Raw genomic sequence first — 18654 nt, forward strand, 5'->3', positions numbered from 1 at the left:
GTCAAGGCAGTTTTTGTGCGCCGCAACAAAAATTCCCCATAAGGGTTGCCCGCCAGAACTCAGAAGACCTGAGCTCAGAAGAGATGCTGCCCCCCGGTCACGAACACCTCCGAACCGGTGACATAGCCGAAATCCGGCGTGCAGAGGCGAAAAACCGCGCCGGCCACCTCGTCCGGCGTGCCCATGCGCCGCAGCGGAATGCGCGGGATCAGCGATTCGTACTCCGGGCCGATCATCGCGGTTTCAATCTCGCCCGGGGCCACCGCGTTGACGCGCACACCCAATTCGGCGAACTCGACCGCCATCTCGCGGGTCAGGGCCGAAAGCGCCGCCTTGGAGGTGGAGTAGGCCGAGCCGGCAAAGGGGTGGATGGCGTGCCCGGCGATGGAGGTAATGTTGACGATGCAGCCCTGGGCCTTGCGCAGGGGCACGGCAAAGCCGCGGGCCAGCACCAGCGGCGCAAAGAAGTTGAGCTCGAAGACCCGCCGCCAGCCTTCGATCTCGCCGTTGAGGCAGCCAAGCCGTTCCTTGAAGGGGGTCTTTGGCGACACCGCGGCGTTGTTGACCAGCGCGTGCAGCCCGCCGTCGCCCAGCACCGCATTGCCCTGTTCGACAAAGTCCTCGACGCCGGCCGGATCGCCGAGGTCGACCGTGATGTGGTGGGTCCAGTTGGGATCGCGACGGCATTCGTCGGGAATGCCTTCGCGCGAGCAGGTGATGACCCGCCAGCCCTCGCGGCTGAAGCGTTGCACCGTGGCGTGACCGATCCCGCGGCTGGCGCCTGTCAGCACCACGGTGCGGCGCTCTCCCGCTGGCGGGTTCAACGGCACGCCGCTGGGAGTCTGCTCAGCTTGCTGTTCACTGCTCATGGTCGGCTGCTGCGCCTCCGCTCGACATCTGGGATGGGCGAGGCATTAACACGTCTGCCCGGGAAGGGTCAGTGCAAAGCTTGTCCTGAGTGCAGATCGCGTTCAATTGGCATCGCTTTGCGATCCAAGTGGAACGCGTGAATCTGCACGACCTTTTTGGTGCTAGACCGGATTCACGCGTTCAATCTGAAACCTTGTGGTTCAGATTGAACGCGATCCGGTCTGGTCCCCCTTTGGGCCACCGGGACCATCTTCTTCGTCGAAGAGGATGCGCTGCGCCGCACCGTCGAGATCCTCGTACTGCCCGCTGCGCAGCGACCAGAGGAAGGCGCCCAGGCCGATAAGCCCAAGCCCGAGCGAGATGGGGATGAGCCAGAGCAGGGCCGTCATAAAGCTGCCTCCGGGGCGGCGGCGGGGCCAGTCGGATGCCCTTCGGAGATCACTGAGCGCCGCGACCGACGCGCACCAGCGTTGAGGCGCAAGGCATTGGCCACCACGAGGATGGACGAAAGCGACATGGCCAGCGCGGCGATCAGCGGGGTTACGAAGCCGAGCACCGCAAAGGGCAAGGCCAACACATTATAGAACAGCGAGAGCGCGAAGTTCTGCTGCACCAGCCGCCCGGCCCGCTCAGCGATGGCCAGTGCGCCGGGAACAGCCTCGAGGCTGTCGCGCAGGAAGACGAGATCCGCCGCGTTGCGCCCGACATCGGCGGCATTGGCCGGCGCCATCGAGACATGTGCGGCCGCCAGGGCCGGCGCGTCGTTGAGTCCGTCGCCGACCATTAGCACCCGGCGTCCGGCCGCAGCCAGGGCCGCAAGATGCGCCGCCTTGTCCGCCGGCCGGGTCGCGGCCCGATGCTCCGTCACGCCGAGGCGCCGGGCCAGGTTCTCGACCGCGCCAGCATGGTCACCGGAAAGGATCTCCACGCTCAGCCCGCGCCGTTTCAGTGCTGCCACGGCATCCGCCGCAGCGGGTCGCAAGGGGTCCTCGAAGTGGTAGAGCCCAAGCGGCCGGCCGTCGCGGCTCAGCACAGTGCCGCCGTCGGGAAGGTTCTCCCCCTCCGCCAGCGCCCAGGACGGCAGGCCCAGGCGATAAACGGTTTCGCCGATCCGGCCCTCGAGCCCATAGCCCGGACGCTCTTCCACCCGGTCGAAAGTCAGCCTGGGCGCCTGCGTGCTCGCCGCGTCCAGCAGCGCGCGCGAGTGCGGGTGGCGCGAATGCGCCGCCAATGCCGCCGCGATGCCCAGGTTTTCGTGGTCCAGGCGGTCGCGTTCCAGCAGGCGCGGGCGGCCGAGGGTCAGGGTGCCGGTCTTGTCGAACACCACCGTGTCCACTTCGGCGAGCCGCTCCAGCCCACCGCCATCCTTGACCATGATGCCCTGGTCGAAGAGGCGACGCGCGGCGACCACCTGCACCATCGGCACCGAGAGGCCCAGGGCACAGGGACAGGTGATGATCAGGACGGCAACGGCGATGGTCACGGCCAGATGCCAATCCCCCGCCACCACCATCCAGCCGAGGAAGCTGAGCAGCGCCAGGGAATGCACCACCGGGGCATAGAGCCGCGAGGCGCGGTCGGCAATCCGGCGATAGGTGCCGCGTCCGGCCTCGGCGCTCTCCATCAAGCGGATCATTTCGGCCAGGAAGGAATCGCGCGCGGTGGCCGTCGCCCGCAGCGTCAGCGGCCCGGTGAGGTTCAGCGTACCAGCCTGGAGCCGGGCACCGGGCGCAACAGTCATGGGGGCGCTCTCCCCGCTCACCAGGGAGGCGTCGAGATCGGATGTACCGTAATGCACCTCGCCATCCACCGGCACGCGCTCGCCAGCAGCTACCAGCACCCGCGCGCCAACCTCGATGTCCTCGACGGGCCGGTAGCGGCGACGCCCCTCCGCATCCTCGACCACCGCACCGCGCGCCCCAAGTCGCGCCAGGCCCGCCACTGCCGAGCGCGCCCGCTCCCGCATGACATGATCCAGCGTGCGCCCAATCAGCAGGAAGAACAGCAGCATGACCGTGGCATCGAAGTAGGCGTGCGGGCCGTGATGGATGGTGTCGTAAAGGCTCATGCCGAAGGCGAGCAGCACGCCGATGGAAATCGGCACGTCCATGTTGGTCTGCCCGCGCCGCAGCGCCGCCCAGGCGGAGCGGAAAAAGATCCGGCCGGAATAGGCCAGCACCGGCAGCGCGATGGCCGCCGATATCCAGTGAAAGAGGTTCCGGGCCTCCGCATCGGCACCCGACCAGACCGACACCGACAGGAGCATGATGTTCCCGGCCGCGAAGCCGGCCACGGCGAGCGCGCGCAGCAGCTCGGAAAGCACCCGGTCCTTGCGGTCTTCCGTCGGGCTATAGAAGTGGGCGTCATAGCCCAGATCCTGCAGCGTCTCCAACAGGGGCGGGGGATCCCCGCCGTCCCAGCGCACGGCCACGCGCTTGGCGGTCAGATTGACCCGAGCCCCCACCACGCCGGGCAAGGCGTTGAGCGCGCCTTCGATGCGCCGGATACAGCCGCCGCAATGCATGGCGGGAACGGCGAGCTCAACCACATGCTGCCCCTCGTCCGTCCTGCGGCTTTCCAGGCGCAACTCTTCCCGCCCGGCGGCGGCCGATGAACGGTCGCGCTCGATCGAACTGGGCTCGACCGGCCCGGACTCCACCGACCTGGACGGGCAGCAGGTCACGTAACGGCTTCCCTGGCTCGATCCTGGGCCGCCGACGCCTCGGCCTGCTCGGCGATGTGGGATTCGCGGCGCATGGCCTTGTAGGCATGCCAGGTGGCATGACCCAGCACCGGGAAGACCACGATCAGGCCAAGCAGGCCCGTGGCCACACCGCCCGCGGAAAGCACCACGACGATGGCGCCCCAGGTGATCATCACCGGCAGATTTTTCCAGACCATCGCCATGCTGGTGCCCATGGCCGTCAGCGCGTCACTGCGCTCATTGAGCAGCATGGGGACCGAGAAGACGCTGATAGCAAAGGCGAAGGCAGCAAAGAGCCCGCCCACCAGGCTGCCGACGAGCAGCAAGCCCCATCCCAAAGCAGTGGTGAACAGCAGGCCGATCACCTCCCCCAGGCCCGGGAAGGGCGTCAGACCGAAGAAAAGGGCATAGAGCAGCACGGCGGCGCGCATCCACAGCAGCATCAGGAGCATCAGCAGGACGCCGGTGAAGACGACCTGGCCGCCGGAGCGCGAGTGCACCCGCAGCATGTCCATGAGGCCGACGGACTCGCCGTCCGCCAGTCGCCGGCTCTTCTCGTAGAGGCCAATCGCCAGCGCCGGCCCGACAACCATGAAACCGGCCAGGGCCGGCAGCAGGATGTAGTCCATGGACAGGGTGACCAGCGCTGCGACCACCAGCAGAGAGACGATGAAAACCGCAATGCCGTAGGCAAGGCTGGGTGCCGGCTGAGCCTTGAAGTCGGACCAGCCCTGCCCCAGCCAGTCGAAAGCGGCGGAAACGGGAAGATCGCGCTTCAGGCCACGGTCGCGCGGAAGCGGCGGTACGGGATCGGGAAGCCTCGTCATGTCACTGCGCTCGCTTTGCCTGTGTCTCTGGGCAGGTCATCATTCTCAATCAACAGGAGGAGCGGGCAGCACGGAAGCTGTCCGGCTGCCCGTCGCTCACCTTCTCGTGCGGCACGCACTCCGGCTGGGAGGTGAGGGCGACGTGCAGGAGGTGCGCATTGGCGCCCACCACGATCAGCACACCGGCCGCCACCGCCAGGCCGATGAGCAGCCTGGGACGCCAGCGCCGACGGGCGGTGGCCTCCTTCGGCGCTGTCATCGCGCCTGCTCCCCCAGGTCACGCACGTAGAGCGTCAGGATCTTGCGCTCCACCGGGCTCAGCCGCGTCTCCCACTGCGGCATATGCCCCTGCCGCCCATGGAAGACCGACTGATAGATGGAGTTGCGATCGCCGCCGTAGATCCAGAAGCCATCGGTCAGATCGGGTGCGCCCATGGTGGTGTCGCCCTGCCCGCTTTCGCCGTGACAGGAGGAGCAGTTCATGGCGAAGGCCTCTTCTCCGCGCGTCACGGCTTCGGGGTCGAGGCCCTCCGTGGCGCCTGAGAGCGACTGCACGTAGCTCACCGTGTCCAGAACCGACTGGCGGTCGAGGATGCCGTCCCGCCCGAAGGCCAACATCTGGGCGATGCGGGTCTCGGGGTGCTCGGCATTGATGCCGACACGCAGGGTCTCCCAGATATCCTCCGCCTCGCCGCCCCACAGCCAGGTCCCATCGGTCAGCGCGGGGTATCCAGGTCCACCTTCGCCGCGCTCGCCATGGCAAACGGCGCAGTTGTCGCCGAACAGCGTGCTGCCGCTGTGCCGCACGATCGCCATGAGGGTGTCGTCCTCGGCGATCTGGCCGAAATCCTGCTCGGCCAGGGCCTCGGACCAGCTCGACCGCTCCTGCGCCGCCTCGCTCAGCCGCGCCTCAACCGTGGTGCGTTGATCGATGCCCAGCAGCCCCTTGGTGTAGGTCACACCCAGCGGCCAAGCCGGCATGAGCACCCAGTAGACCAGCGAGAAGATTACGGTCGCCGCCAGGAAGTACAGCACAGGCTTGGGGACCGGCGTGTTTAGTTCCTTGATGCCGTTCCAGTCGTGCCCGGTCGTCATGTGACCGGTATGGGGATCGCGCTCGCCTACCGACATGGCCGGTCCTCATCATTGAGAATGCTGTGGGCGGCACGATCGAAGCGGTTCTTGTTGGATGGCCAGAGTGCGTAGATCAGCACGCCAATGAAGAACGCGAAGAGATAGAAAAGGCCGAATGATTTGGCGAAAGCCACCAGGGATTCGTGCTCGAAAGGCATGGGCCCTCACTCCTCCAACGCTTCTGCTGCGTCCGTTCCGTAGGCTGCGTCGGTCAAGCGGCCGAGCACCTGCAGATAAGCCACCAGCGCGTCCATCTCGGTCACGCGGTCGGGATTGCCGTCGAAAGTCCGCACGTTGGTCGCCTCCCCATAGCGCTCGACAACCCCGGACGCCCGATCACTGTTCGGCATGGCCTGGCCGTAGGTGTCGGCCTGGGCGTTGGCGATCATCTCCTCGCTGTAGGGCACGCCGATCTTGCTGAGGGCGTTGAGGCGCAGGTGGACGTCGCTCATGTCCAGGCTGTTGCGGCTGAGCCAGGAGTAGGCCGGCATGACCGACTCCGGCACCACGTCACGCGGGTTGTTGAGGTGTGCGACGTGCCATTCATCGGAGTATTTGCCGCCGACGCGGGCCAGGTCGGGCCCGGTCCGCTTCGAGCCCCACTGCATGGGATGGTCGTACTGGGATTCCACTGCAAGCGAGTAGGGTCCATAGCGTTCCACCTCGTCGCGCAGGGTGCGGATCATCTGGGAATGGCAGGCATAGCAGCCCTCCCGGATGTAGATGTCGCGGCCCACCTGCTCCAGCGGGGTGTAGACCCGCATGTCCGGGGCCTCCTCCACCGTTTCGTCGATGGTGAAGAGCGGCGCAATTTCCACCAGCCCGCCGATGCTCGCCACCACGATGATGGCCAGGGCAAAGCCGATGGAGTGGCGTTCGAGTTTGTAGTGTGCTCCGAACATCGCCGCTTACTCCCCGGCCTCGACCGTGCCGGCGCGCGCCGGCAGGGTGACGGGACGATCGGGGGCAGTTTCTTCCTGCACCGCCGGCGCCTCCTTGATGGTCTTCCAGATGTTGTAGAACCCGACCACCGCCCCGGTGAGGAAAAGCAGTCCGCCGAAGGTGCGGGCAACGTAGTAGGGGTGCATGGCGATCATGGACTCGAGGAACGAGTAGGCCAGGGTCCCGCTTTCGTTGTAGGTGCGCCACATCAGGCCCTGGATGATGCCCGAGTTCCACATGGCGAAGACGTAGACCAGCGTTCCCGCCAGGGCGAGCCAGAAGTGGACCTCCACCAGCTTCCAGGAATACATGCTCTTGCGGTTCCACAGCTTCGGCACGACGGCGTAGATCGCCCCGAAGGTGATCAGCGCCACCCAGCCCAGGGCACCGGCGTGAACGTGCCCCACCGTCCAGTCGGTGTAGTGCGAGAGCGAGTTGACCGAGCGAATGGCCAGGAAAGAGCCTTCGAAGGTGCTGAGCCCGTAGAACACCGCTGCCACCATCATGAAGCGCAGGGTCGCGTCGTCGCGCACCTTGTGCCAGGCGCCGTTCAGGGTCAGGAGCGCGTTGGCCGCAGAGGCCCAGGAGGGCACCAGCAGCATGACGGAGAAGGTCATGCCCAGTGTCTGCACCCAGTGCGGCAGGGCGGTGTAGTGCAGGTGGTGCGAACCCGCCCACATATAGAAAAAGGTGATGCCCCAGAAGGAGATGATGGACAGGCGATAGGAGAAGATCGGCCGCCCCGCCCGGGTGGGTAGGTAGTAGTACATCATCCCCAGGAAACCGGCGGTCAGGAAGAAGGCCACGGCGTTATGACCGTACCACCACTGCACCATGGCGTCCTGCACGCCGGAGAAGACCGGGTAGCTCTTGGCGCTCGCCAGGGAGATCGGCATCGCCAGGCCGTTCACGATATGCAGCATCGCCACGACCAGGATGAAGGCCAGATAGTACCAGTTGGCCACGTAGATGTGCGGCTCCTGCCGGCGGGCCAGGGTTCGCAGGTAGAGCACCAGATAGGTCACCCAGACCACGACCAGCCAAAGGTCCGCATACCACTCGGCCTCGGCGTACTCCTTGGACTGGGTGATGCCGATAAAATAGCCGCTGACGGCCAGCACGCAGAAGAGGTTGTAGCCGATCAGAACGAACCAGGGGCTGAGCTGGCCCGGCATGCGTGCGCGTGAGGTGCGCTGCATCACATGGAAAGAGGTGGCGATCAGCGCGTTGCCGCCAAATCCGAAGATCACCGAGGTGGTGTGCACCGGCCGCAGGCGCCCGAAGCTCGACCAGGCCGCATCGAAGGTCAGTTCGGGCCAGGCCAGCAGGGCTGCAACCCAAACACCGATGAACAGGCCGAAGATGGCCCAGATCATCGAGATGATGATGCCGACCTTAATGGGATCGTCGTAGTAGCGCGCCAGCCGCTCCTTGGCAGGCTCCGGCAGGTGGGCGCCGGAAATCACCAGAAAGGCGGCGCCGACACCGAAGGCAACGACGATGAGACCGTGAACGCCGAGCAGGTCCTGCCGACCGGCCGCAGCCATCGCCAGGCCGAGCAGCGTGACGAGCACGGCGATGGCAAGGCCGAACTGCCGCTCGGTCTTCGTGAGCTGGCCAACCATTTTACCCCCGATTACTGACGCAGGTCTCGCCATGACCGCCAACCGTGCAGACGCACGACCCGGCCTCGGCTCACCTCTCCATTCTCCGACAGGCTAAACTCGCCCAAGAGCCAAATCACCACAATGCGTAGAATTGCGTATGAGGCTCTTTGCCGCGCGACACACAGTTCCCGGGTTCCCGGAGGGTGAGTGTCGCTCACTTGGCGGCAGCCGGGGGTGCCTCCCCTCCCGCATCGCGGGAGCTCCCTACCTCGACCGGACGCAGCCGCACCACGAACTCGGCCCCCTGCTCGCAGTTTTCCGCGAGTTCCAGGCTGCCGCCGAAGCGCTCCACGATCTGACGGCTGATCGGCAAGCCCAGCCCCGCGCCGCTGCGCCCGGCATAGCGCCCGCGCTCGAACTTGATGAAGATGAGCTCACGCTCCTGCTGCGGGATGCCGGGACCGTTGTCCGCGATGCGGACTTCGTAGACACCCTCGCGAATCGCGCTGGTGACCCGAACCAAGGGCTCGGGGTCGGCGTTGTGTTTGATGGCGTTGGAAATCAGGTTGATGAAGACCTGGGCCAGCTTGTCCGCGTTGCCCAGCACGCGGACATTTCCGGCCCGCATCCCGCGCTCCAGGCACACGCCCGCAGAGTGCGCCAAGGCTTCGCAGCTCTCCAACGCCTGATCCAGGGCTTCCTCGGGATCCAGGAGTTCGAGTGTCCAGGCGGGCTCGCCGCGCTCCATTTGATTCAGGTGCAGGATGGTGTCGAGCAGGCGGGTGAGCCTGATGCTTTCGTTCTGGATGATCTCAAGGAAGCGCTGCTTGCGCGCCTCGTCCATCTCCCGGTCGTGCAGCAGGATGTCGCTGAAGGAGCGGATCGAGGCCATGGGGGTGCGCACCTCATGGCTCACCTGGCTCAAGAACTCGTCCTTCTGCTTGTCGATCTCGCGCAGGCGCCGGTTCGCCGAGGCCAGCTCCGCCGCCGCCTCCTCGATCTGCCGCGACTTGCGTTCCAGCTCCTCTGAATAGGCGCGAATCTGCTCGGCCTCCCCGGCCAGTCGCTTGAGTTCCTGCACGCTGATCGTCTCGTTGGTCACAACCCGGGAGACCAGCGAGCGCGCCGAGGCGGCGCCGATGTGCGAGGCGAGTCGCTGCTCCACCTGGCTCAGCAGGTCGTCACTGGCGATCACGGTGCGCTCGGCGCCCTGCCCGCTGGCGAAGAGCTGGAGCGCATCCCGCGGTCCCAGAATGCGTTCGGCGACCTGGCGCAACTCCGCCACCCGCGCGGTGCGCCGCATGATCCTTTGCTCGCTCTCGGTCTGGCGCCGGAAAACGTCAATGAAGAGCGTGGACTGCAGTCGCGCCAGGGGTGTGGGTTCCGTGAGCAGCGAAGTCCCGATCAGCAGCGTCGTGTTGATGAAGAGGCTCCAGAAGACCGCATGCACCAGAGGATCGAAACCCGACAGGCCGAAAAGTGCGTAGGGCTTGAGCCAGGCGAATCCGAACAGCCCTCCCTCGATCACCGAGATCGGCATGAAGGGCATGCCGCCGAAGCTGGGCAGGAAGAGGGTATAAGCCCAGAGCATGAAGCCGGCGATCAGACCGGCGATCACGCCGCTGTCGCTGGCCCGGCGCCAGAAGAGGCCGCTGACGATACCCGGCAGGAACTGCGCCACGCCGCAAAAGGAGATGAGCCCGATGGAGGCCAGGGCGCTCGAAGTGCCACTGAGCCAGTAATAGAGAAATCCCAGGAAGACGATGAAGATGACCGACGCGCGGCGGGTGTTCAGGATGAAACGCCGCACGCTCTGGGCGCTGGCCGAGGGAATGACGGAAAAGCGCAAGGCGAGCGGGACGATCAGGTGGTTGGAGATCATCGTCGACAAGGCGATGGACGAAACGATCACCATGGAGGTCGCCGAGGAGAAGCCGCCCAGAAAAACCAGAAGCCCCAGCAGGTGCTGATTGTTGTTCAACGGCAGGGTGAGCACGTAAAGGTCGGGGTTGGAGCCCGCCGGCAGGTGATTGAGCCCGGCGATGGCGATGGGCAAGACGAACAGGCAGAGAAGAAACAGATAGAGCGGAAAAAGCCAGGACGCGGTCCGCAACTGCCTCTCGCTGGAGTTCTCCACCACCGTGACCTGGAACTGGCGCGGCAGGCAGATCACGGCCACAGCCGACAGAAAGCACAGCGTCACCCAGCGCGTACCGAAGGTGTCCTCGGGACGAAGCAGGCTAACCGGGGCGTTGGCCAAGAGTTCGCTTGGCGTGCCGCGCAGGGCAATCAGCACCCACACGCCGAGAATGACCAGCGCCACCAGCTTGACCACAGCCTCCAGCGCGATGGCCGCGATCACGCCGTGGTGATGCTCATTCACGTTGAGGTTGCGTACACCGAAGATGATAGCGAAGGTGCACAGGCCGGCCGCCAGCCAGAAGGCCACCGCGTAGTCCGGCTCCAGGGCCGTGTTGGCGGCAACGATAGCGCCCTGGGGAAAGGTGATCACCTGGAAGCTGTCGGCGAGCGCTTTGAGCTGCAACGCGATATAGGGCGCGGTTGCAAAGAGTGCCACCAGCGTCACCATGGCCCCCAGGCCCGGGTTCTTGCCGAATCGCGCAGAGATGAAGTCGGCGATCGAGGTGGTCTGGTGCACCCGTCCCACCGCCACAAGCTTGCGCAGGAAGACCCACCAGCCGGTGAAGACGATCATCGGCCCAAGATAAATGGTGGCGAATTCGAGCCCATCACGCGCTGCCGAACCCACCGCCCCGTAGAAGGTCCAGGACGTGCAGTAGATCGAAATGGAAAGGGTGTAGACCAGCGGAGAGGACAGCCAGCCACCGGGGTCACGCCGCGCCTTGCGGTCGCCGGCAAACGCGACGCAGAAGAGTATCGCGACGTAAAGCAGGCAAGTCAGAATGACGAAGTCGGCGTTGAGCATCAGCCGTTTCCGTCCGCATCCTCCCGCCCGCCGTCGGCGTCCAGGCGCTCAAGCCGTCGGGCGATCACGTAGGCCGCGAGGATGGCAGCCGCCCAGACCCCGTACATGTAGAGAACGATCAGCGGGATGCCGAACAGTAACTGGGGTGCTGCGAAGATCAGTACCACCGGTGGGGCGAGCAGTACGGCCGCTGCAAAGGGCAGGACCGTGGCCGCGTCTCGGGTCGCCTGGCTCCGGGTCTCCCAATCGGTCATGGCGCTGCCCTAGGGCCCGCCGGTAAAGCTGCGGAGGCGCTCGACCACCTCCGCATTGGAGAAAGGCTTGGTGATGAAAGCACTGGCCCCGATCTCTTCCGCGGTCTGCCGGTCCTTGGCCTGCCCCTTGGCGGTCAGGACCAGAACGGGCAAGTCGGCCAAAGCTTGGTCCTCGCGCACCGCCTTGAGCAGTTCGAAGCCGTTCATGCGCGGAATCATCAGGTCCAGCACCACGGCGCCAAAGCGCTCCCGGCGCAGGCGTTCCAAGGCGACAACCCCATCGGTTGCCACCTCCACCGCGAAGCCCGCGCGCTGTAATATGTAGCTCAGGGCCTCGACGATGTTGGCTTCGTCCTCGACAACAAGGATCGGTTCCTGTGCCAATCTCTAAACGCGCCCCCTCTTTCTTTTGCCCAGATTACACGTCCGACGCGAAGCATTCACAAGCATTTTGTGGAAACCCGCTGCCACTTGTCGTGTCAAGCGGCAGGCAGCCTCCGCCTATGGTGCTCCTCCGGTCGCTCCACGTCGTCACTGCATGATCAGCGGCTGTTCCTGGCGAAAGGCGCAGTCGAGGCGGGAGCAGAGGCGGCAGACCGTTCCCAGCGGAATCATCGCGTGGGCCCGGTCTATGCCGTCGCCCGCCGTTACCCGGTGGGCATCCTCCTCGGCACAGGCCAACATGACCGACAAGAGATGTCGTGGATAGCCGGCATGGGCGGGATGCTTTTCCACGGCGCGGGCAAAGAAAAGGAACTGTTCCCCGCTCGGCAACTCACCGAAATTGCGCACAGTCATGCCCGGGGTCTGGAAGGCGCTGTAGACCACCCAGAGCGGACAGGCCGTGCCGTAGCGCGGCAGCGGCAGGCGATTGAGCGGCAGGCGCTTGGTGACGTAGCCCGAGGGATCGGAGCGCATGAAGGCGAAGCGCACCCCCGGTGCGTCCGGACGGCGCAGCGTGGCCAGTCGGTGGGCCGCCTGCTCATAGGACACGTGGAAGCGCCGCATCAGGAGGTCGAGGTCGTAGCGCTCGGCCTCGGCTGCCTCCAAGAAGGCGTCGTAGGGCATGACGATGGCCGCCGCGAGATAGGACTCCAGCGCCGAGGTCGCCAGGGCACGCGCCTCCTCCGTTTCCAGTACTCTCGCCTCCTGCACGAGGGCCGCAATGGCGTCGCCACCCAGGTGGCGCACGAAGGCGCGCACCTCATGCAGCAACTGCGAGTCCGCCGGCCGCATGGCATCGCGAACGCCCGTGCCAGTTTCCGAAGACCCCAAGGCGGGATGGAGACGTCGCAACGTCTCCGCGGGACTTTCCCCCGGAGCCATTTGCCGTATCACAGAGGTGGCAATCTCCTCCAATTCCGGGAAGTGGTTGTCCTTCTCCAGAATGAAGGCATCCACATGCTCCATCGGCGTGGCCGAGCGCACCCGGACCTGGGCGCTGTCGAAGAAGTCGGCCAGGGCCTGGGCACTTTGGGAGAGGCGTTGGCTGTCCGAGGAGACAATCGCCAAGAAGCGCTGCCGGTCTGCAGGCGACAAAGGCTCGTCCAGTTCCAGGATCTCCGCCGCGGCTCGAATGGAGGTCACCTGGGTCAAGATGCGGTGGACGCTGTCACCGAGAAAGGGATCGCGGTTCATGCGGTCGGCCAGCGCCAGGACCGCCTGGTTGCGATCCTGATACGCTTGGTAGAGCCGAATGAGGAGTCGCGCCCAGCCCGGTTGCTGCCCGACCAATTCATCCGCCGAACCGGGCATTTCTCCGCCGCTTAGCAGGGCAGGATCCGCGGGGATCTCCTGCAGCGTATCTATGGCCCGACGTTCAGCCACGCCGTCCAGTGCCGCTCGCGGCACGCCGAGACCGTCGGCGATGCGGTCCAGCAGGGCACCGGCCACGCTGCGCTTGTTGCGCTCGATGAGGTTCAGATAGGAGGGCGAGATACCGGAACGACGCGCCAGTTCGCCCTGCGCCAGGCCCTGCTCCCGGCGCAGCGTCCTGATCTTGAAACCGGTGACATCCCGCCCCATCCCGTTCCTCCCCGCGGCGACGCGTGCAGATGGATTGTAAATAATTTACAGCCGCCGTGGCCAGTCAATACAAAAACTGACAAAATTATTCAATTAAAACAATATCTTGTTGTCGCCGTGACAGATTCTGGGAAGAATGCAGTCTGGCGATATCGCCAAGACCAATCGGCTCCGACAACGCGAGCCACCCGAACCGGGGAGGAAACAAATGACTTTCAACAGGATCAATCGGCGCGTCTTTCTGAAGAGTACGGCCGTGGCCGGCGCCGGCCTGGCCATGCCGACCATCTTCTCCAGGCCCTCCAACGCCCAGGACTTCTGCAACATGCCCAGCGGCTCGTCGGTTGTGCTGGGCTTCAACGTGCCCCAGACCGGCCCCTATGCCGACGAGGGCGCGGACGAACTGCGGGCCTATCAGCTTGCCGTGAAGCATCTCAACGGTGAGGGCGACGGCGGCATGCTCAACACCTTCACGGGCTCCGTGCTCAAGGGCAACGGCGTCCTGGGCAAGAAGGTCGACTACGTCACCGGCGACACCCAGACCAAGTCCGACGCGGCCCGGGCCTCGGCAACCCGCATGATCGAGCGCGACGGCGCCGTCATGATCACCGGCGGCTCCTCCTCCGGCGTGGCCGTGGCGGTGCAGTCCCTGTGCCAGGACATGGGCATCATCTTCATGTCCGGCCTGACCCACTCCAACGACACGACGGGCAAGGACAAGCGGCGTAACGGCTTCCGCCACTTCTTCAATGCCTACATGTCTGGCCAGGCCATCGCGCCGGTAATCGGCGATGCCTATGGCCGCGACCGTCGCGCCTACCACCTCACGGCCGACTACACCTGGGGCTGGACTCAGCAGGAATCCATCGTCAACGCCACCGAGGCGCTGGGCTGGGAGACGGTCGAGACGGTGCTCACGCCGCTGGGCGCCTCGGACTACTCGCAGTACCTGACGCCGGTGATCAACTCGGGCGCCGACGTGCTGATCCTGAACCACTACGGCCAGGACATGGTGAACTCGCTGACTCAGGCGGTTCAGTTCGGCATCCGCGAGCAGCAGGCCAACGGCAAGAACTTCGAAATCGTCGTGCCGCTCTTCTCCGAACTGATGGCCCAGGGTGCGGGCGATGCCATCAAGGGCATCTTCGGCACTGCCAACTGGGACTGGAAGCTGCAGAACCCGGGTACGCAGGCCTTCACCAAGTCCTTCGGTGAAGAGTATGGCACGCCGCCGTCGCAGGCCGCGCAAACCTGCTACGTCCAAACCCTGCTCTATGCCAATGCCTGCGAGATGGCCGGCACCTTCAACCCCGAGGGCGTCGTCGAGGCTCTTGAGGACTTCGAGTTCGACGGCCTGGGCAACGGCCCGACGATCTACCGGGGCAGCGACCATCAGTGCTTCAAGCCGGTTCTGGTCGTGCAGGGTAAGGAGGATCCCTCCGACCGCTTCGACCTGCTCGAGGTGGTGCGCGAGGTTCCGACGGAAGACGTGATGTATGACCCCGAGATCTTCGGTGGTGAAATGGGCCCGGTGAACACGGCCTGCTGATCGACGTCTGACGGCCGCGGTCGGCCCCTGCCGGCCGCGGCCGCTTCCTATTCTGCTTCCGGCTGACTGCTTCCTCCAGGAAGGCACAACAACCATGGACGTGTTTCTGCTGCAGCTGCTGAACGGCCTGGACAAGGGCGGGGCCTATGCCTTGATCGCGCTGGGCCTGACGCTGGTCTTCGGCACCTTGGGCGTCGTCAATTTCGCCCATGGGGCGCTATTCATGATCGGCGCCTTTGTCGCCGTCACCTTCGGCCGCCTGCTCAAGCTCGAAACGGTTACCGTCGACCCGGACAAGCTGACCCCCTGGGGCTCGCCGATGGAGATCCGCACACCCCTGGTGCAGGCCTGGCTGGGCGACTTCGGTGCCCTCCTCGTGAACTACGCGGTGCCGATCTCCATACTCGTGGCCATTCCCGTGATGCTTCTGATCGGCTGGGCCATGGAGCGCGGGTTGATCCGCTTCTTCTACAAGCGCCCGCATGCCGAGCAGATTCTCGTCACCTTCGGGCTGGCCATCGTCATCCAGGAACTGGTGAAGGCCGGCTTCGGTGCCAATCCCCTGCCCCAGGCTGCACCCGCGAGCCTCTCCGGCAGCGCCGATTTGGGCGGCATCAGCTATCCCTACTGGCGTCTCATATACCTGGCATTTTCCCTGTTCGTGGTGGGGCTGGTGATCGCCTTCCTGCGCTTTACCACCTACGGCATGGTGGTGCGCGCCGGCATGGAAGACCGGCAGACGGTGGGATTCCTTGGCATCGACATCCAGAAGCGCTTTACCGTGGTCTTCGGCATCGCCGCCGTGGTCGCCGGTCTGGCCGGCGTGATGTACACGCCGATCGTGCCACCCAGCTATCACCTGGGCATGGATTTCCTGGTGCTGTCCTTCGTGGTCGTGGTTGTGGGCGGCATGGGGTCGGTCAGCGGTGCCGTGCTGGCAGGGTTCATGCTGGGAATCCTGCAGTCCTTCGCGTCGATGACCATCGTCAAGAATGTGCTGCCCGGCATCGACCAGGTGATCATTTACCTCATTGCCGTCATCGTCCTCCTCGCCCGCCCGCGCGGACTGATGGGGCGCAAGGGCGTGATGGAGAATTGAGCCTCCCATGAGCACCGCACGCAACGAACTCCTCTACATGGCCATCTTCACGCTGGTGGTCCTGACCATGCCGATCTGGCTCCAGCCCTTCGGCGCGGCCTATCCCGACCTCATGCAGAAGTTCGCCATCTACGGCATCTTCGCGATCGGCTTCAACATCCTCTTCGGCATGACCGGCTATCTCTCCTTCGGCCATGCCGCCTTTCTCGGCGCCGGATCCTACGCCGCGGTCTGGTCGTTCAAACTCTTCACCATGAACGCCCTGCCTGCGGTTGCCTTCGCCGTGCTGATCGGCGGGCTCTTCGCGGCAGCCATCGGCTATATCTGCCTCAAGCGCTCGGGCATCTACTTCGCGATCCTGACCCTGGCCTTTGCGCAGATGTCGTACAATCTGGCCTATTCGGTGCTCACGCCGATCACCAACGGCGAGACGGGCCTGCAGCTGGCGATCGGCGATGCGCGCATCCTGGACCGCCTGGTCGGGATCGAGGCACAGGGCATCCCGACGCCGAACTTCTTCGGCATCAGCTTGAGCGGCATCTACGGCTTCTACTTCTGTGCGATCGTCCTGATCCTCTGCTTCTACTTCGCCATGCGACTCAGCCGCTCGCCCTTCGGCATGATGCTGCGCGCCATCAAGTCCAATCAGACGCGCATGGCCTACACCGGCTTCAACACCAAGCCCTATGCTCGCACGGCTTTCATCATCTCGGGCATGTACGCCGGCCTGGCCGGAGGCCTGCTGGCCGCCACCGATCCGCTGGCCGGGGCTGAACGCATGCAGTGGACCGCCTCGGGCGAGGTGGTGCTGATGACCATCCTGGGCGGCGCCGGCACCCTACTGGGTCCGCTGATCGGTGCCGGGGTGATCAAGTACTTCGAGAACATCTTCTCCGCCTATCACGAAGGCAAGCTGCACGAGGCCTTCTCCTTCCTGCCTGATGGGCTGGAATATGTGATGGTCCAGATCACCGCCCCCTTCGTTGGCGAAGGCTGGCACCTGACCTTGGGCATTGTCTTCATGCTGATCGTGATTTTCCTGCCCGGTGGCCTGATGGAAGGCGCGCGCAGGATTGGCAACCGCGTGCGCCGCTCCTCGAAGCAGGATGACGGCAGCCGCAAGCTCAAGCCGGCGGAGTGACCAGGATGGATAACGTCGTTCTACACGTTGCCGATGTGCACAAGAGCTTCGGCGGATTGCGGGCTCTCTCGGACATCGATCTGCAGGTGAAGGCGGGCACGACGCACGCCATCATCGGCCCCAACGGCGCCGGCAAGTCGACCCTGCTGAATGTCTGCATCGGGCGCCTGCCGCCCGACACCGGTGCCGTGGTCTTCGACGGGGAGGTGATCACCGGCAAGCAGCCGCACGAGATCAACCAGATGGGCATCGTGCGTGTCTTCCAGGCCCCGGAGATCTTTCCGGACCTGACCCTGATGCAGAACGTCATGGTTCCGGCCTTCGCCAAGCGCGACGGCGCCTTCCGGCTCAACATGCTGCAGTCGGTGGTGGGACAGCAGGAGATCCAGGACGAGGCCGAACACTGGCTGCAAGACGTCGGCCTGGGCGCCCAGCGCAACCAGGTCGCTTCCAGCCTGTCGCGCGGCGACAAGCGGCGCCTGGAACTCGCCATGGGGCTGGTTCAGCATCCACGCCTGCTCCTACTCGACGAGCCCACCGCCGGCATGTCCCGCCACGACACCAACTCCACCATCGATCTGCTGAAAAAGATCAAGGAACGGGGGATGACCAAGGTGATCATCGAGCACGACATGCACGTCGTCTTCTCCCTGGCCGACCGCATCACCGTGCTGGCCCAGGGGCAGATCATCGCCGAGGGCACGCCCGAGGAAATGCGCGGCAACCCCAAGGTCCAGGAAGCCTATCTCGGAGGCCATCAGTGATGCAGGCAACGATGCAGGCTGCGAGCCAGGAAGCCACCCCCGCCGGTCCGACCGCGGCAAGCGCCACCAAGCCCTACTTCAGCGTGAAGGACATCCACGCCTACTACGGCGAAAGCTATATCGTGCAGGGCGTCAGCTTCGCGATCGCCGAGGGCGACATCGTGGCGCTGCTCGGCCGCAACGGCGCCGGCAAGACCTCCACCCTGCGCACCATCGCCCGCGCGTCGGAGCCCGAACTCAAGGGCGGCGAGATCTGGCTCGGCAACGAGGCCATTCACAAGCTGAAGGACTTTCAAGCCGCGCGAAAGGGCATCCAGCTGGTCCAGGAAGACCGGCGGATCGTGCCCGGCCTCACCGTGGAAGAGAACCTGCAGCTCGCCCAGATCGCCGAGCCCAAGGGCTGGCCCCTGGAGCAGATCTACCAGCACTTCCCGCGCCTGGCGGAGCGCCGCAAGCAGGAAGGCATCACGCTCTCCGGCGGCGAGCAGCAGATGCTGGCGGTCGCGCGCGCCCTGGCCCGCGACATCAAGCTGCTGCTGCTCGACGAACCCTATGAAGGTTTGGCGCCGGTGATCGTGCGCGAGATCGAGGGCATCGTGCGCGAGATCAAGAATCTCGGCATCACCACCATCATCGTGGAGCAGAACGCCGTGGCGGCGCTGCAACTGGCGAACCGCGCGCTCATCCTCGACATGGGACAGATCGTCTACAGCGGCTCGCCGGACGAGTTGCTGGCGAACGAGGACCTGCGCAACCAGTATCTGGCGATCTGATCGGCCTGGGGCGGAAGG

The 18654-nt window shown here is 65.1% G+C and carries 18 protein-coding genes; 5 read left to right on the forward strand and 13 right to left on the reverse strand.

Annotated elements, in window-relative coordinates:
* Window positions 1-74: 74 nt before the first annotated feature.
* The 13 genes from ABZ720_RS07295 to ABZ720_RS07355 form a co-directional block, all read right to left on the reverse strand.
* Window positions 75-869 carry an SDR family NAD(P)-dependent oxidoreductase gene (locus tag ABZ720_RS07295; protein ID WP_366554858.1) on the reverse strand — a complete coding sequence of 265 codons (795 nt, stop codon included), beginning with the start codon at window positions 867-869 and terminating at the stop codon, window positions 75-77.
* Between the two features lie 201 nt (window positions 870-1070).
* A complete protein-coding gene (gene ccoS, locus ABZ720_RS07300) occupies window positions 1071-1259 on the reverse strand; it encodes a cbb3-type cytochrome oxidase assembly protein CcoS (protein WP_366554859.1) in 189 nt (62 codons plus the stop codon).
* Window positions 1256-3553, reverse strand: a complete 2298-nt coding sequence (locus ABZ720_RS07305) for a cation-translocating P-type ATPase (protein ID WP_366554860.1) — start codon at window positions 3551-3553, stop codon at window positions 1256-1258. The genes ccoS and ABZ720_RS07305 overlap by 4 nt, the downstream gene beginning before the upstream one ends.
* Window positions 3550-4401 (reverse strand): DUF2189 domain-containing protein, encoded by an 852-nt coding sequence (locus ABZ720_RS07310; protein ID WP_366554861.1) that lies wholly within the window; start codon window positions 4399-4401, stop codon window positions 3550-3552. Before ABZ720_RS07310 ends, ABZ720_RS07305 begins: the two co-directional genes overlap by 4 nt.
* A gap of 49 nt (window positions 4402-4450) precedes the next feature.
* On the reverse strand, window positions 4451-4660 hold the full coding sequence (locus tag ABZ720_RS07315) for a hypothetical protein (protein ID WP_366554862.1): 210 nt from the start codon (window positions 4658-4660) through the stop codon (window positions 4451-4453).
* Entirely contained in the window at window positions 4657-5532 is an 876-nt protein-coding gene (gene ccoP, locus ABZ720_RS07320) for a cytochrome-c oxidase, cbb3-type subunit III (RefSeq protein WP_366554863.1), read from the reverse strand. The genes ABZ720_RS07315 and ccoP overlap by 4 nt, the downstream gene beginning before the upstream one ends.
* Window positions 5523-5693: a cbb3-type cytochrome oxidase subunit 3 gene (locus ABZ720_RS07325; RefSeq protein ID WP_275818963.1), complete on the reverse strand. Its 171-nt coding sequence runs from the start codon at window positions 5691-5693 to the stop codon at window positions 5523-5525. The genes ccoP and ABZ720_RS07325 overlap by 10 nt, the downstream gene beginning before the upstream one ends.
* A gap of 6 nt (window positions 5694-5699) precedes the next feature.
* Window positions 5700-6437 carry a cytochrome-c oxidase, cbb3-type subunit II gene (gene ccoO, locus ABZ720_RS07330; RefSeq protein ID WP_366554864.1) on the reverse strand — a complete coding sequence of 246 codons (738 nt, stop codon included), beginning with the start codon at window positions 6435-6437 and terminating at the stop codon, window positions 5700-5702.
* A gap of 6 nt (window positions 6438-6443) precedes the next feature.
* Window positions 6444-8102 carry a cytochrome-c oxidase, cbb3-type subunit I gene (gene ccoN, locus ABZ720_RS07335; RefSeq protein ID WP_366554865.1) on the reverse strand — a complete coding sequence of 553 codons (1659 nt, stop codon included), beginning with the start codon at window positions 8100-8102 and terminating at the stop codon, window positions 6444-6446.
* A gap of 196 nt (window positions 8103-8298) precedes the next feature.
* The gene (locus ABZ720_RS07340; protein WP_366554866.1) at window positions 8299-11031 is read right to left on the reverse strand and encodes an ATP-binding protein; all 2733 of its coding nucleotides are present in this window, start codon (window positions 11029-11031) and stop codon (window positions 8299-8301) included.
* Window positions 11031-11285, reverse strand: a complete 255-nt coding sequence (locus tag ABZ720_RS07345) for a DUF6332 family protein (RefSeq protein WP_366554867.1) — start codon at window positions 11283-11285, stop codon at window positions 11031-11033. Before ABZ720_RS07345 ends, ABZ720_RS07340 begins: the two co-directional genes overlap by 1 nt.
* Before the next feature lie 9 nt (window positions 11286-11294).
* Entirely contained in the window at window positions 11295-11669 is a 375-nt protein-coding gene (locus ABZ720_RS07350) for a response regulator transcription factor (protein ID WP_366554868.1), read from the reverse strand.
* 147 nt (window positions 11670-11816) lie between these two features.
* Window positions 11817-13310 (reverse strand): helix-turn-helix domain-containing protein, encoded by a 1494-nt coding sequence (locus ABZ720_RS07355; protein ID WP_366554869.1) that lies wholly within the window; start codon window positions 13308-13310, stop codon window positions 11817-11819.
* 208 nt (window positions 13311-13518) lie between these two features.
* Here ABZ720_RS07355 and ABZ720_RS07360 point away from each other — a divergent pair, with 208 nt between their 5' ends.
* From ABZ720_RS07360 to ABZ720_RS07380, 5 genes are all read left to right on the forward strand, one after another.
* Window positions 13519-14859, forward strand: a complete 1341-nt coding sequence (locus ABZ720_RS07360) for a substrate-binding protein (protein WP_366554870.1) — start codon at window positions 13519-13521, stop codon at window positions 14857-14859.
* 94 nt (window positions 14860-14953) lie between these two features.
* A complete protein-coding gene (locus ABZ720_RS07365; RefSeq protein ID WP_366554871.1) occupies window positions 14954-15958 on the forward strand; it encodes a branched-chain amino acid ABC transporter permease in 1005 nt (334 codons plus the stop codon).
* Between the two features lie 7 nt (window positions 15959-15965).
* Entirely contained in the window at window positions 15966-17099 is a 1134-nt protein-coding gene (locus ABZ720_RS07370; RefSeq protein ID WP_366554872.1) for a branched-chain amino acid ABC transporter permease, read from the forward strand.
* 5 nt (window positions 17100-17104) lie between these two features.
* On the forward strand, window positions 17105-17863 hold the full coding sequence (locus ABZ720_RS07375) for an ABC transporter ATP-binding protein (protein ID WP_366554873.1): 759 nt from the start codon (window positions 17105-17107) through the stop codon (window positions 17861-17863).
* On the forward strand, window positions 17863-18636 hold the full coding sequence (locus ABZ720_RS07380) for an ABC transporter ATP-binding protein (protein WP_366555165.1): 774 nt from the start codon (window positions 17863-17865) through the stop codon (window positions 18634-18636). Before ABZ720_RS07375 ends, ABZ720_RS07380 begins: the two co-directional genes overlap by 1 nt.
* Window positions 18637-18654: the final 18 nt, after the last annotated feature.

It is taken from the genome of Aquibaculum sediminis (genome assembly GCF_040712085.1).
Taxonomy (GTDB): domain Bacteria; phylum Pseudomonadota; class Alphaproteobacteria; order Kiloniellales; family DSM-21159; genus Aquibaculum; species Aquibaculum sediminis.